General features: G+C 69.8%; 10 protein-coding genes and 1 riboswitch. Of the genes, 9 read left to right on the forward strand and 1 reads right to left on the reverse strand.

The window, feature by feature from the left end; translation table 11 throughout:
* Positions 1-177: 177 nt before the first annotated feature.
* Positions 178-345: riboswitch (cyclic di-AMP (ydaO/yuaA leader) on the forward strand.
* A 3-nt stretch (positions 346-348) separates the two neighbouring features.
* The 9 genes from ACFYRX_RS37630 to fxsT all read left to right on the forward strand — a co-directional run bounded on the left by ACFYRX_RS37630 (position 349) and on the right by fxsT (position 13,106).
* Positions 349-1,044 (forward strand): transglycosylase family protein, encoded by a 696-nt coding sequence (locus ACFYRX_RS37630; RefSeq protein WP_389110081.1) that lies wholly within the window; start codon positions 349-351, stop codon positions 1,042-1,044.
* Between the two features lie 302 nt (positions 1,045-1,346).
* The gene (gene eno / locus ACFYRX_RS37635; protein WP_389110367.1) at positions 1,347-2,642 is read left to right on the forward strand and encodes a phosphopyruvate hydratase; all 1,296 of its coding nucleotides are present in this window, start codon (positions 1,347-1,349) and stop codon (positions 2,640-2,642) included.
* A 112-nt stretch (positions 2,643-2,754) separates the two neighbouring features.
* Complete coding sequence (locus tag ACFYRX_RS37640; RefSeq protein ID WP_389110083.1) at positions 2,755-3,231, forward strand: septum formation initiator family protein; 477 nt, start codon at positions 2,755-2,757, stop codon at positions 3,229-3,231.
* A gap of 42 nt (positions 3,232-3,273) precedes the next feature.
* Positions 3,274-3,804 (forward strand): DUF501 domain-containing protein, encoded by a 531-nt coding sequence (locus tag ACFYRX_RS37645; RefSeq protein ID WP_389110086.1) that lies wholly within the window; start codon positions 3,274-3,276, stop codon positions 3,802-3,804.
* Complete coding sequence (locus ACFYRX_RS37650; RefSeq protein WP_389110088.1) at positions 3,801-4,745, forward strand: exopolyphosphatase; 945 nt, start codon at positions 3,801-3,803, stop codon at positions 4,743-4,745. Before ACFYRX_RS37645 ends, ACFYRX_RS37650 begins: the two co-directional genes overlap by 4 nt.
* 432 nt (positions 4,746-5,177) lie before the next feature.
* Entirely contained in the window at positions 5,178-6,554 is a 1,377-nt protein-coding gene (locus ACFYRX_RS37655) for an NAD(P)/FAD-dependent oxidoreductase (RefSeq protein ID WP_389110091.1), read from the forward strand.
* 210 nt (positions 6,555-6,764) lie between these two features.
* Complete coding sequence (locus tag ACFYRX_RS37660) at positions 6,765-8,258, forward strand: hypothetical protein (protein WP_389110093.1); 1,494 nt, start codon at positions 6,765-6,767, stop codon at positions 8,256-8,258.
* A gap of 13 nt (positions 8,259-8,271) precedes the next feature.
* Positions 8,272-9,276 carry a MoxR family ATPase gene (locus ACFYRX_RS37665; RefSeq protein WP_389110096.1) on the forward strand — a complete coding sequence of 335 codons (1,005 nt, stop codon included), beginning with the start codon at positions 8,272-8,274 and terminating at the stop codon, positions 9,274-9,276.
* On the forward strand, positions 9,273-13,106 hold the full coding sequence (gene fxsT, locus ACFYRX_RS37670; protein ID WP_389110099.1) for an FxSxx-COOH system tetratricopeptide repeat protein: 3,834 nt from the start codon (positions 9,273-9,275) through the stop codon (positions 13,104-13,106). The genes ACFYRX_RS37665 and fxsT overlap by 4 nt, the downstream gene beginning before the upstream one ends.
* 12 nt (positions 13,107-13,118) lie before the next feature.
* Here fxsT and ACFYRX_RS37675 read toward each other — a convergent pair whose 3' ends face one another.
* The gene (locus ACFYRX_RS37675) at positions 13,119-14,933 is read right to left on the reverse strand and encodes an HEXXH motif domain-containing protein (protein ID WP_389110101.1); all 1,815 of its coding nucleotides are present in this window, start codon (positions 14,931-14,933) and stop codon (positions 13,119-13,121) included.
* Positions 14,934-15,111: the final 178 nt, after the last annotated feature.

The raw sequence follows: 15,111 nt of genomic DNA on the forward strand, positions 1-15,111 counted from the left end.
GTTCACGTCACACTTCGCACCTAATGTCCACTTTGGTGAAAGTGTGGGATGAGTCTCAGAAGCCCTGATCGTCTTTGAAATTCCGCCGAGCGCGTGTCTACGGTCGTGACCGCTCGGCAACCCGAGCCCCGTCTGTCGCAACGCCGAATCCTGCCAGCGGCCGAACGGGAACAGTCGTCGCGTCAAGCGCCGTAGGCAGGAGCGGGGGACCCAAGGTAAGTGCCGGACCCAGCAGTTCACGCTGGACCGGCTTGGGGTTAAGTCGCGCACCGGGAGGTGCGCGGCCGGGCAACTCAACCGGCCCGAACCCGACAGCTCACCTCGCAGGCGTCGGTGAGGGGATCCACCATGCTGTTTTCCGGACAGGGCAAGCACCGTCGTCCTTCCAAGGCCACCCGCGTCGCCGCCCTCGCCGGCGTCACCGGTGTCGCCATCGCCGCCCCGCTGATGGCGGCCGGCAGCGCCTCCGCCGCCACCGCCTCCGAGTGGGACACCGTCGCCCAGTGCGAGTCCGGCGGCAACTGGTCCATCAACACCGGCAACGGCTACTACGGCGGCCTGCAGTTCTCGGCCTCCACCTGGGCCGCGTACGGCGGCACGGCGTACGCCTCCACCGCCAACCAGGCCAGCAAGTCCCAGCAGATCGCCGTCGCCGAGAAGGTCCTGGCCTCGCAGGGCAAGGGTGCCTGGCCGAGCTGTGGTGTGGGCCTGTCCGGCGCCTCCTACAGCGGCGGCAGCAGCTCGTCCTCCTCCGGCAACTCCTCCTCCGGCTCCTCGAACACGAGCAGCCGTTCGACCGAGGAGCAGAGCGCCTCGCGTTCGACCGAGCGTCCGGCCGCCAAGAAGAAGACCGTCACCACCCCGACCGGCAAGAAGGTCAAGAAGGGTGACGGCGAGTACAAGGTCGTCAAGGGTGACACCCTCAGCTCGATCGCCGAGAAGCACAAGGTCAAGGGCGGCTGGCAGAAGGTGTTCAAGCTGAACAAGGACATCGTCACCGACGCCGACTTCATCTACCCGGGTCAGCAGCTGCACCTCAAGTAACAAGGGGTGCTCGTAGCTGAACCACAGCGCCCTCACATCCGTGTGCTTCAGAATGAAGGCCTCGTGAGGGTCCCCCCGTCCCCACGGGCTCCCCGCTCCGGTGCGTGTTCCCCCGTACGCACCGGGGCGGGGCTTTTTTCTGCCCAGTTTCCGGGACTGTCTTTGTTCAGTTCAGAAACAATTTACTCTCGGTTCTGTCCAGGGGGCGGTCCACGCGGTGGCTGATCCCCCGGAGCCGGTTAGGCTCGGTCTCGCAGAACCCACCGCGGTCCCGGCGGACCGTGTCACATCCCAAGAAGGAGATGCTCGTGCCGTCCATCGACGTCGTCGTAGCCCGGGAAATCCTGGACTCCCGAGGCAACCCCACGGTCGAGGTCGAGGTCGGCCTCGACGACGGCAGCACGGGTCGTGCCGCCGTTCCCTCCGGTGCCTCCACGGGTGCCTTCGAGGCCATCGAGCTGCGTGACGGTGACCCCAACCGCTACCTCGGCAAGGGTGTCGAGAAGGCCGTCCTCGCGGTCATCGAGCAGATCGGCCCGGAGCTCGTCGGCTACGACGCCACCGAGCAGCGCCTGATCGACCAGGCGATGTTCGACCTGGACGCCACCGACAACAAGGGTTCGCTCGGCGCCAACGCCATCCTCGGCGTCTCCCTCGCCGTCGCCCACGCCGCCTCCGAGGCCAGCGACCTCCCGCTCTTCCGCTACCTGGGCGGCCCGAACGCGCACCTGCTGCCCGTTCCGATGATGAACATCCTGAACGGCGGCTCGCACGCCGACTCCAACGTGGACATCCAGGAGTTCATGATCGCCCCGATCGGCGCGGAGTCCTTCTCCGAGGCGCTGCGCTGGGGTGCCGAGGTCTACCACACCCTCAAGAAGGTGCTGAAGACCAAGGGCCTGTCCACCGGCCTCGGCGACGAGGGCGGCTTCGCCCCGAACCTGGAGTCCAACCGCGCCGCCCTGGACCTCATCATCGAGGCCATCAAGCAGGCCGGTTACATCCCCGGTGAGCAGATCGGGCTCGCGCTCGACGTCGCCGCGTCCGAGTTCTACAAGGACGGCAAGTACGAGTTCGAGGGCAAGTCCCGCTCGGCCGCCGAGATGACCGAGTACTACGAGGAGCTCGTCTCCGCGTACCCGCTCGTCTCCATCGAGGACCCGCTGTACGAGGACGACTGGGCCGGCTGGAAGGTCATCACCGACAAGCTGGGCGACAAGGTCCAGATCGTCGGCGACGACCTCTTCGTCACCAACCCGGAGCGCCTGGCCCGCGGTATCGAGGAGGGCTCCGCCAACGCCCTGCTCGTCAAGGTGAACCAGATCGGCTCGCTGACCGAGACCCTGGATGCCGTCGAGATGGCCCAGCGCAACGGCTTCAAGTGCATGATGTCCCACCGCTCCGGCGAGACCGAGGACGTCACCATCGCCGACCTCGCCGTCGCGGTGAACTGCGGCCAGATCAAGACCGGCGCCCCGGCCCGCTCGGACCGCGTCGCCAAGTACAACCAGCTCCTGCGCATCGAGGAGATCCTCGACGACGCCGCGGTCTACGCCGGCCGCAGCGCGTTCCCGCGGTTTCGCTCCGCGAACCAGTAAGCACAGCAAGGGCTGATCCGCGGCCCTGTAGCAGCGTCGTACGTACGTCCCCGTACCCGGTCCCGTACCGTGTGCGGGGACGTACGCACGTAGAAGGGGAGGCGGAGAGCCGATGCCAGTGAAGGACCGGGACCGTTTCTCCACCACGACCAGGATCAGACTGCTCGGCGAACAGACGGCGGCCCGTGTCTACCGTTCACAGACCAAACGGCAGGCCCGCCGCTCCCGGCTGACCGGCCGGGCCGCGCTGCTCGCCCTGGTGGTGTGCACGCTGGTGGTGGCGCTGGCGTACCCGATAAGGCAGTACGTGTCCCAGCGCGCCGAGATCTCCGACCTCCAGCGGGACAAGGCACAGGCCGCCGCGCGGGTCGAGAAGCTGCGCGACCTCAAGGCACGCTGGCAGGACGACACGTACGCGGAGCAGCAGATCCGGCAGCGGCTGCACTACGTGATGCCGGGGGAGACGGGCTTCGTCGTCGTCGACCCGGACGCGGCCAGGCAGTCCCGCACCGACCTCGGCGCGGCCGACCGCCCCTGGTACGCGAACGTCTGGGACGGCGTCGACAAGTCCGACGCCTCCGACCGGTGAACCGACAGACCCACAGACCCACGGACCCGTAGAAAGACAGGCATGGAAACGCCCCCGCCCTCCACCCCCCGCACCGAGCCGACCGACGCGGATGTCGAGGCCTTCGAGCAGCAGCTCGGACGGCCGCCGCGCGGACTGCGGGCGATCGCGCACCGCTGCCCCTGCGGACAGCCGGACGTGGTGGAGACGGCCCCGCGCCTCCCCGACGGCACGCCCTTCCCGACGACGTACTACCTGACGTGCCCGCGCGCCGCCTCGGCGATCGGGACGCTCGAGGCGAACGGCGTCATGAAGGAGATGACGGAGCGGCTGCAGACGGACCCGGAGCTCGCCGCCGCGTACCGGGCCGCGCACGAGGACTACATCGCGCGCCGTGACGCCATCGAGGTCCTGGAGGGCTTCCCGAGCGCGGGCGGCATGCCGGACCGGGTGAAGTGCCTGCACGTCCTGGTGGGGCACTCGCTGGCCGCCGGCCCGGGGGTCAACCCGCTGGGCGACGAGGCGATCGCGATGCTGCCGGAGTGGTGGGCGAAGGGGCCGTGCGTGGCGTCGGTCGAGGAGGAGGCCCGATGACCCGTGTCGCCGCCGTCGACTGCGGTACGAACTCCATCCGGCTCCTCGTCGCCGACGCCGACCCGGACACGGGTGAACTCGTCGACCTGGACCGGCGGATGACCATCGTGCGGCTCGGGCAGGGCGTCGACCGGACCGGACGGCTGGCCCCCGAGGCGCTGGAGCGGACCTTCGCCGCGTGCCGGGAGTACGCGGCCGTCATCAAGGAACTCGGCGCCGAGCGGCTGCGGTTCGTCGCCACCTCCGCCTCCCGGGACGCCGAGAACCGGGACGAGTTCGTCCGCGGGGTCATCGACATCCTCGGGGTCGAGCCCGAGGTGATCTCCGGCGACCAGGAGGCGGAGTTCTCCTTCACCGGGGCGACCAAGGAGCTCACCGGCAGCGACCACCTCGCCAAGCCCTACCTGGTCGTGGACATCGGCGGCGGGTCGACGGAGTTCGTCGTGGGCGACGACACCGTGATCGCGGCCCGGTCCGTCGACATTGGCTGCGTACGGATGACCGAGCGCCATCTGATCGACGAGAACGGCGAGGTCAGCGACCCGCCGACCGCTGAGCAGGTCGAGGCGATCCGGCAGGACATCGTCGAGGCCCTCGACCTGGTGACTCAGGTGGTTCCGCTGACCGCGGCCCGCACGCTGGTCGGCCTGGCAGGCTCGGTGACGACGGTGGCGGCACTCGCGCTCGGCCTGGACGAGTACGACTCCACGGCGATCCATCAATCCCGTGTTCCCTTCGAGAAGGTCGCCGAGCTCACCGACTGGCTGCTGACCTCCACGCATGCCGAGCGCGCGGCCAAGCCGGTCATACACCCGGGCCGGGTCGACGTGATCGCGTCCGGTGCCCTGGTGCTGCGTCTGATCATGGAGTGGATCGGCGCCGAGGAGGTCGTCGTGAGCGAGCACGACATCCTCGACGGCATCGCGTGGTCCGTCGCCTGAACCTCGTCGCTGCCCTCCCCTGAGCAGGCAGAACAACGTATGAGCGCGTCCGAGGGGCCCTTCGGGGCCCCTCTCCCATGTGCCGTCGAGAAAGTTCGTGAAGTTCTTCACAAGGAATTGGGTCCTGTCGGACGACGAATGTGGTCCGGTTGGCCCTTCCGAGGGCCCAACACCCCTGTGAACACGTTCAAAACGGTGGGATGCGGACCTCACGCGAGGGGTGCGTGAGGGAGTCGCGGGGGTGCCTCACGGGAGGGCTTTCGGCACGGAGAGGCAGCTCACGCGGCATTGACAACGGTGATCCCTACACCCTGGTTCCCGCTTCCCGCCATGACCTGGATCACGTGAGTCGCGGAGGATAACACACCCTCTGCAAGAGCTTGTGAAGGGGCGCACGAGCGACCCCCCTGGGGCGGGTGGATACTCGATGGCATGAGCACCACGGAGCGTCCCAGGATCCTCGTAGTAGGCGGTGGGTACGTAGGCCTGTACGCAGCTCGGCGCATTCTCAAGAAGATGCGCTACGGCGAGGCGACCGTCACGGTCGTCGACCCCCGGTCGTACATGACCTACCAGCCCTTCCTCCCCGAAACCGCCGCCGGCAACATCTCCCCGCGCCACGTCGTCGTCCCGTTGCGACGCGTGCTGCCCAAGGCGGAGGTTCTCACCGGCCGGGTCACCACCATCGACCAGGACCGCAAGGTCGCCACGATCGCCCCGCTGGTCGGCGAGGCGTACGAGCTGCCCTTCGACTACCTGGTGATCGCGCTCGGCGCGGTCTCCCGCACCTTCCCGATCCCCGGCCTCGCCGAACAGGGCATCGGTATGAAGGGCGTCGAGGAGGCCATCGGCCTGCGCAACCACGTCCTCGAGCAGCTCGACAAGGCCGACTCCACGAAGGACGAGGAGATCCGCCGCAAGGCGCTCACCTTCGTCTTCGTCGGCGGTGGCTTCGCGGGCGCGGAGACCATCGGCGAGGTCGAGGACATGGCCCGCGACGCGGCCAAGTACTACACCAACGTCTCGCGCGAGGACATGCGGTTCATCCTCGTCGACGCCGCCGACAAGATCCTGCCGGAGGTCGGCCCCAAGCTCGGCCAGTACGGCAAGGAGCACCTGGAGAGCCGGGGCGTGGAGATCTACCTCTCCACCTCGATGGACTCCTGCGTCGACGGCCACGTGGTGCTCAAGAACGGCCTCGAGGTCGACTCCAGCACCATCGTGTGGACCGCCGGCGTCAAGCCGAACCCGGTTCTCTCCCGCTACGGCCTTCCGCTGGGCCCGCGTGGTCACGTCGACACCCAGGCCACGCTCCAGGTGCAGGGCACCGACTACATCTGGGCCGCCGGCGACAACGCCCAGGTCCCGGACCTCGTCGGCCGCAAGGCCGGCAACGAGAACGCCTGGTGCCCGCCGAACGCGCAGCACGCGCTGCGGCAGGCCCGTGTCCTCGGTGACAACGTGATCTCCGGCATGCGGGGCTTCCCGCAGAAGGAGTACAGCCACGGCAACAAGGGCGCCGTCGCGGGTCTCGGCCTGCACAAGGGCGTCGCGATGATCGTCATGGGCAAGATGAAGATCAAGCTCAAGGGCCGTCTCGCCTGGTACATGCACCGCGGCTACCACGGTCTGGCCATGCCGACCTGGAACCGCAAGGTCCGCGTCTTCGCCGACTGGACCCTCGGTATGTTCCTCAAGCGCGAGGTCGTCTCCCTCGGCGCGATGGAGCACCCCCGCGAGGAGTTCTACGAGGCCGCGAGGCCCGTACCGGCGGCCGAGCCGAAGAAGACCGAGGCGAAGGCCTCCTGACCGGCTCCGGTCACTGATCCACCCCGAAGGACCTTCCGCCATCCGTGGTGCGGGAGGTCCTTCGGCGTGTCCGGAGATGTTCGGGGGGTTTCGTTCCCCCGGGATGTCTGACCGACCGTCACAACCCTTACGCCTGTGGGTGATGCAGCGGATACTTTTCGTTGCACTCGGTGCGGCGGCCCGACGGGGGGTCGGGGGAGGGGGCTGCGTGTGATCGCGGATCTGGACAGGATCCACACGAGGATCGGGGACGATGTCGTCGAAGCGCTGCTGGGCGGAAGAGTGCTGGCGCCCCGGACGGTCAGGGCGATGCTCATCGACGAGCTGCGCAAAGAGGCCGGGCATGTACCGGAACCGGACGAGAACCTGCCGCCGCGCATGTGGTTTCTGCAACTGGTCCGTTCCTGCACGCCGGACGACGAGTCGTGCCTGCTGCCGCATCTCGTCAAGGTTCTCGACCGGATGGACCCGGGCAGTCATCAGACGCTCACCGTCCACCGGCTCGCCGACGAGTGGAACGCCCTCGCCGCCCTGCCGCTTTTCGCCCCCAAGTGGGACTGGCTGCAGCGGAAGTTGAGCGGCGACGCGGCGGAGGCCGTCCGGTTCGCGACGGGGGGACGAGTCACCGTCGCACCGTCTCACTGCAGAACGGCGTGGAACGCGCTGCACTACCTCGTCGGACACACAGCACTGCCGAGCGGGGGGCCGCCCTGGATGCGTCTCATGATGCGGCTCTGGAAGCAGACCAGCGGTGAGACCGAGGGGCGCGAGCTGTACGCGCTGACCCGGTTGACCGTCGGCAAGAGCCTTGCACTGGCTGCGCAGTTGGACCTCTTGGTCCCCCAGGCACCCATCGCCGCAGCCGAGCGGCAGCAGACCCCGGATTACCTGATCATCGGTATCGCCCACGATGACCGGTCCTCCGACCGGTACCGGGTCTCGTACTGGTTACAGGCGCCGGGCGACCCGATGCCTCTGCCCGGGGTCGAACACCGCACCGCCGACCGTCAGGGGCTGGAGGTCGCAGTCGACGAGATGATCTCGCTGGCCGAGAGGGAGGAGGGCATCCGGCTCAGCGAGGAGGAGCTTCAGCTGGAGATTGTCCTTCCGTTGGAACTGCTCAACCTCCCCGTGCACGGCTGGTCGGTCGGCCGCCCCGGGCCACAGGCCGAGCTCGCCGCCCACTACCAGGTCGTCCTCCGGAGTCTGGACCGGCTGCGCAACCACAACTGGCACCGGGTCTGGCGGCAGCGCTGGGCGCAGCTTCACGAGCCCAGCCCCAAACACAAGTTCATGGACCCGGTGGACTTTCCGCCGGGCCCCGGGGACCTGACGCGGCTGGTGGCGCAGCTCAAGGAGGAGAAGTGTGTCGCAGTGGTGCTGAGCGGACCTCCTGAGCACGAACGCTCACGGGGGCGGCGTGAAGCCGAGGCAGCCCTTCTGACCGGGACGCCGGTGCTGGTGTGGCATCGCACCAAGGAGACCAACGAGGAGTTCAGGAACTACGTTCTCCGCTTGCTCCGACCCCGGCTCACAGAGCTTCCCGGCAAGGTCACCGACGCCCGCCGCCACGACCTCGCCGAGGCCCAGGACTCACCCAGTCGCCATCTCGCCGTCCTCTGGGACGACCCCGACCGCAACCCGTACGCACCTCCGCTCAACCCGTTCGCCCTCGACGACTCACTGGGCTCGGGGGCCCTGTAGATGGGAGTTCGCGTTGGAAGCCGAGTCCTGGTGGCTGTATCGCGGGGAAGGGCAGCCGACGACCCGCGAGAGGTCCGAACCTTGGCCGCAGCCCCCGCCGTGGCGCCGTTTCCAGGGCGGGGCCTTACGTCCCACCCCGCCGGACGAGGCCCCCGCCTCCGCCCGCTACCTGGGCGACGGCCTTCCGGCAGGGCCCGACCTCGACGCGGCCGGGCTCGCCGTGGTGAACGCCGCCATCCTGCTGCGCCGCCCCCTGCTGGTGACCGGCCCGCACGGCGCGGGCAAAACCAGCCTCGCTCACCGCATCGCACGCGAACTCGGCCTCGGCCGGGTGCTGCGCTGGTGGATCAGCAGCCGTACCACACTGCGTGAGGGGCTGTACACGTACGACACGATCGGCCGGCTCTCGGCCGGCGTGGCGGGACAGGCGGACGGCAATCCGGGTCGCTTCGTCCGGCTGGGCCCGCTGGGCACCGCCCTGCTGCCGTACGAACGACCCCGGATGCTGCTGATCGAGGGACTGGACCGCAGTGACGTGGCCCTCACTGACGAGTTGCGGGGTGTCTTCGAGGACGGTGGCTTCGACGTCGCCGAGTTGCGGGCGGTCCCGTCGGCCCTGGTCGCCGCAGAAGACGGACCCGGTGCCGAGGTGGCCCAAGGGCGCGTTTGCTGTGGCGAGTTCCCCGTCGTGGTGATCACGGCTGAGGACGACGAGAGCCTGCCGCCGACCTTCGTGGAGCACTGCATGCTGCTGCGAATACCGGATCCGCCCGAGCCCGAGCGGCTGGCCGCCTCCTGGCTCTCTTCCGAGACGGCCGAGGCGGGGTGGCGTTCGGCGCTGCGGGTGGTGGAGGGGACGGATCCCGGGCGGGTGCCGTCGGTCGCTGCGATGCAGGACGCGATGTGGTTGGGAGTGGTCCGGGCCGGGGCGGATGGCTGGAGCCCGGAGGGGGAATACCCGGGGCAGGCAGCCCTTGACGCGCTGTGGTGCCGGGGCCGCGGGGGGAGGGGCGAATGAACACCTGCAGGGGTGATCCTCCAGGTGCGTTACCCGACCCGCACACCCTGCTCCGCGCGCTGCGCCGGTTCGCCGGCCTGTCCGGGCGACCCGACGCCGTGGTGATGCTGGACGACGGCCGTGCCGCAGATGTCTGGCGACAGACCGCCCGGGAACTCGCCGAACTCCTGCGCCGCAGCGGGGCGTTCGACCGTGTCGCGGTACGTGAGCGGAGTGCCGGGCGAGCGCTGCCGGGCGGACCGGGGCGGGTTCTCCTGCTGCTCGCCGACGGTTGGGAGCCCGGCTGGGCGTCCGGCAGCACCGTGGCGGCACTGGCCCGCTGGGCGGCGCACGGTCCGGTGGCCGTCGTCCACCTGCTGCCCCGCACCCTGTGGAGCCGGGGCGCGCTCACCACCTGGCCCGCGTTCCTGCGCCCCGCCGGACGCGGCGCCCCGGGCCACCGGCTGCGCTGCCGGGTCCGGGGCGTCGCCCCCGACATGGCCGGCCTGTCGGGTACAGGCACCCTGATCCCCGTACCGGTCCTGGAACTCGATGCCGGCGAACTCGCCTGCTGGGCCCGGCTGCTGACCGCGCAGGAGACCGGTCCCGTCCCCTTCCCCATCACCTTCGCGGGCCGCATCGCGAACGGAACACCCTCCCTGCCGCCCGCCCTGCCCGTCGGCCCGTACGAGATCGTCGAGGGGTTCCAGCGCTGGGCGCCGCCCGAGGTCTTCCAGCTGGCGATGTTGCTCGCGGGGACCCCGTTGACCTGGCCGCTGGTCGACCGGGTTCGGCGGCTGTGCGTGCCGAAGGCGGGACGGGACGGATTGGCGCAGCTGTTCGTCTACGGTCTGCTGCGGCCGGTGCCCCGGGTCCGTACCGACGCCCAGCGGGTGCGTTGGGACTTCATCCCCGGGGTGCGCGAGGAACTCCTGGCGCACCTGCGCAAGGACGAGCTGGGCCGGCTTGTGGCCACGGTCACCGAAGGGATCGGTCAGGGTTCTCGGCGACTGTGGCTGTTGCCCGGCCTGATGGCCGAACCGCACACGTCGACCGCTTTTCGGGTCGACGAAGAGAACTTCCCCTGGCTCACCGCCCAGAAGGCCGTTCTCGGCGCTCTTTCCGGCCCGAGCCTGGAGCCCGCGGCCCGGCTGGGCCAGGCTCTGGACGGGCACCTGGCCGAGCGGCGGCTGCGCCGGGCGCAGGTCCAGCCTCTGGGAGAACGCCTGGTATCCAGGCGACCACCGGCATCCACACAAGCGGTCACCGACGAAAGGGGCCCGGAGATGGTCGAGGTCAGCCGGCCGCAAAGCGGTACGCGGTCCGGGAGCACCCCTGCGGTCTGGGGCAACATACCGCCACAGAACGCCAACTTCATCGGCCGTGAGGATCTGCTGGACAACTTGCACGGCCGCCTGCAGCGCGAACGCGCCACGGCCGTCCTGCCGAACGCCCTGCACGGTATGGGCGGCGTCGGCAAGACCGCCTTGGTCGTCGAGTACCTGTACCGGCGGCTGAGCGATTACGACGTCGTGTGGTGGATCCCCGCGGAACGCACCAGCCAGGTCGTCCGCTCGCTGGCCGAACTCGCCCTGCGCATGGGCCTGAAGACCAGCGGTGAGGCGGGCACTGCCGTGCCTGCCGTGCTGGAGGCGCTGCGCCGTGGGGACCCGTACGAGGACTGGTTGCTCGTCTTCGACAACGCGGAGAGCCCCGACAACGTACGGGCCTACTTTCCGGCCGGCGGCACCGGGAACATACTCGTCACCTCCCGCAACCCTCAATGGTCCAGCGTGGCGCGGCCGTTGGAGGTCGACGTGTTTGCCCGCCCGGAGAGTGTGCAGCTGCTGCGACGCCGCACCCCCGAGCTCACCGAGGAGGAGGCGGACCGGCTCGCTCAGGCACTCGGCGACCTCCCCCTGGCAGTGGAACAGGCCGCCGCCTGGCTCGCCGAGACGGGCATGTCGGCGGACGAATATCTACGGCTGTTCGAGGAGAAGCGGCTGGAGCTGCTGGACGAGACCGAGTCCCCGGACTACAAGGCGCCTGTGATCGCGGCCTGGAACGTCTCGCTGGACCAACTTGAGTCGAAGAACCCGGCCGCCTTGCAACTGCTCCAGGTGTGCTCGTTCTGCGCCCCCGAGCCGATTCCGCGGAACTTCTTCAACATGCTCCGGGACCGCCCCATCGTCCCCGCACCCGTGTCCGAGTCGGATCAAGGCCCCTTGGAGCTGGACCAGGCGCTACGCGATCCGATCAAGCAGGCGCAGACCATTCGCGAGATCGGACGCTTCTCGCTGGCGCGCATGGATCACCGTGCGAACGCCATTCAGATGCACCGGCTGGTTCAGATGGCGCTGCAGGCCCGGATGACCGACGAGGAGCAACGGCGTATGCGCCGCGGCGCCCACCAGCTTCTCGTCGCCAACGACCCGTCCGACCCGGAGAACGCCGGCCACTGGGACCGCTACGGTGAACTGACCCCGCACGTCATGGCCTCCGGCGCGGTGCACTCGGACGACCAATGGGTGCGGGCACTGATCATCAACCAGATCAAGTACCTGTGCCGGTGGGGGGATTATGACACCGGCGGTGAATTGGCCACCGAGGCGCACGAGGTCTGGCGAGACAAGTTCGGCGGCGACGAGGACCAGACGCTCCTGGCAACGAAGTGGTTGGGGGTGCTGAACTTCAACCGGGGGCGCTACGAGGACGCGGCACGCCTCAACGCCGAGGCACTCGAGTCGTACCGGCGCACGCTCGGCGAGGATCACCCGGAGACCCTCGACGCGCTGGGCAACGTGGCGATCGACCGGAGGGTGCAGGGGGAGTTCGGCGAGGCGCTCGAACTCTCCGAGACGATCCACCGACGTCTGGTGAGGCTCAACGGCGACGACGACCCGGAAACGCTGCGGGCGGCCCACAACGCGGGCGTGAGCCTCAGGCTGGCCGGGCTGTTCAAGCGGGCGCGGCAGCTGGACGAGGACACCTGGAACCGCAAATGGCGGATCTTCGGCCTCGATCACGCGCTCAGCCTGGTCACTCGGCTGGGGCTGATCGTGGACATGCGCGAACTCGGTAACTACCACGAGTCGCTCACCTACCAGGAGGACATCACCTCGCAGTGCAGGCGCGCCCTCGGCAGTGAGAACCCGCTCACCATGTCCTGTCTGCGCCACCTCGCGGTCGGCCGCCGCAAGGCCGGCCGCCACGACGAGGCCCGACAGGCGGCGAACGCCGCTCTGCGCCGGCTCCTCGGCCGCTACGGCGAGCACGACCCGGAGTCGCTCGCGGCGAACCTGGAGGTGACCGTGAACATGCGGCACTCCGGCGAACTCGACGAGGCCTACGAACTGGGCACCCGGATCCACAGCCGGTACGCGGCCACCTTCGGCGCGACCCACCCGCACACCGTCGCCGCACAGGTGAATCTCGCGGTGACCTTGCGGCTCAACGGCGACCTGCGGAGGGCCCTGGAGATCGACGAGGAATCCCACGGCCTGCTGAGCGAACGGCTCGGTGACAGGCACCCGCTGACCCTGGTGTGCGCCACCAACCTGGCCAGTGACCGCTTCGCCCTGGGCGACGTGGAAGCGGCCCGCGACCTGGACACCGAGACCCTGGCCCGCTCGGTCGAGGTGTTCGACGAAAACCATCCGTCGGTTCTGGCCTGTGCGGCGAACCTGGCGCTGGACCTGCGGGCGACGGGGGAGGTGCAGCGGGCCCAGGTGCTGCATGCCGAGACTGCCGACCGCCTCGGCGCCACCCTGGGCTCGGATCACCCCGCCGTCCTCCAGGCCCTGGACTGGGACCGACGGGCCAACTGCGACATCGACCCGATGCCGCTGTGACCCGGCGGCCGATCAGTCCCGGGCCAGCCCGGCGGCCAGTGACACCAGTCGCCGTGAGCTGACCCGGTCGCCGAGTTCGGCGGCGACCGCCCGGAGCAACTCGGGCTGTTCGAGCAGCAGTCGAGGTGCCTGGCCGCCCTCTTCCCGCAGGGTCAGCCCGAGCCCGGCCCAGGCGCTCGCCCGCCCGCCGCCGTCCAACTCGGCGGAGTAGAGCCGCTTCGCGAGGGCCAGCTCGCCGGTGACCAGAGCGAGATCGGCCGACGAGGAGCCGGGCACATCGCCGACGCCGTCCCGGAGTCGGCCGAAGGCCACCGGGTCGCTGAGCCGTAGCCGGGCCAGCAGGGCGAGGACGTCCAGCCGACACCCGTCGGGGTCGGTGCTCACGGTGGCGCCGCGGTGTGTTGTGCCACCGGGCGCCATCCCGGAGGCGACGGCGGCGGCGGCTTCCCGGACCGCGGACGGTACGGGACGTACATGGTGCGCCCGCCAGGAGGCACGATGGTGCACCGCGGCAAGGTCGGCGAGCGTACCCGGGGACTCCGGCACCTCCTCCGCGAGCCAGGGGCCGAGCTCCAGGGAAAGGCCCTCGACCAGCCGGTGGCCGGCCGCCGTCAGTCCCGGCCGTCCCCTGAGCGTGTCCAGGACGGCCCGGGTCTGGCGCCGCCACAGCGCGAACTCGAAGTGGGCGAGCTGTCCGGTCGGCCCCTCGTCGAGTTCGCGCCGGGTGCGCCAGAAGGCGGTCACCCCGGCGAAGGCATACGCCCCGTGCAAGAGTCCGATCAGCGGGCGCGGGTCATCCCGCCACGGTGCGTGATAGAGGCCGTCGTCCGTGCCGTCGTGCAACGGCGCGAGCCGCATCAGCCCGTTGAGCACGGAGTGCCGGAACTCGTGGATGAGTGTGACCGCCAACTCCGCTGCGACCGCGGCCTCGTCGTCCGGATGCGGGGCGGACAGCACGACGCAACCGAACGCGTCCGACGACGTTGCACTGTGCGGCCGCAACCGTTCGCCGTGCGGAAGAGGTGTCAGTGACAGCAGCCCTGCCGAGAGGGCGGCGGCGCTGTCCGGGTGGTCGCGCACCAGGGTGCTCCAGGTCCGCTGGACCCGCAGCTCCCAGTCCGCGTACTCCTCGTCGGTGAGCCGCGCGGGAGTGCCGGTGCCGCCGGTGGGCGGACAGCCCAGATCGTCCAGAACGACCTCCAGGACCTGACCGTCACACTCGGCCCGCAGCCGCCGCAGCCCCGACCAGCCCTCAGCGGACACCTCTGGATCCGTGGGGACGCGAATGCCGTCCACGTGCAGGCCGTCCGTCCCGCCCCGCACCTCCGCCGTCGAGTACACCTCGGCGGACGCCGTTTCGGCCCGGCCCAGGCACGGCAGCAGCACCTGACCCAAGGTGACGGGCACCTCGATGCGGAACTCCAGACCGGCCAGTGCGGCGGCCGAAGCGGCGAGTCGGTGCAGGCCGCCGTAGTGCGCCCAGAAGGGCACCGCATCGGTCGGCTCCGCCGTCCCGGCCGTGTCGCCCTGGGGCATCGCGCGCAGGGCGCCCGCGACCCACGCGCCGGACTGCGGATCCAGCAGTACCTGCCGCACGCGCTCGGGAGCCTGCCGCTGGGCCCGTACGAGCAGATCCCAGGCCGCTTCGCCGGACGGCAGCCGGCCCGCGGCACCGGCCGCGGGCGCGCCCTGCTCCAGCAGGATCCGCAACAGCAGAAGCCTGCGGCTGTACTCCGCCGACAGCAGTTCCCGGACCGTCGGCGCACTGTCCCCGGCTGAGCCAAGCGCCTTCAAGGAGTCCGCGGACAGCCGGTGTTGTGTTGCCATGTAAGGGCTCAGCTTCCCTGGCTGCCTGCCACGGTACTGAGGGGACGCGCTACGTCGGACAGCACGGCCGCGACAGCCGGCGCGACGGCCGGATCGTCGAGCGGCGGAAGCTGATCGAGGGGCATGTCGGACAAGTCGGGAATAAGGGTGCTGGCGACTGGCGCGTCAGTCGCCACGT

It is taken from the genome of Streptomyces sp. NPDC005374 (genome assembly GCF_042872225.1).
Classification (GTDB): Bacteria; Actinomycetota; Actinomycetes; order Streptomycetales; family Streptomycetaceae; genus Streptomyces.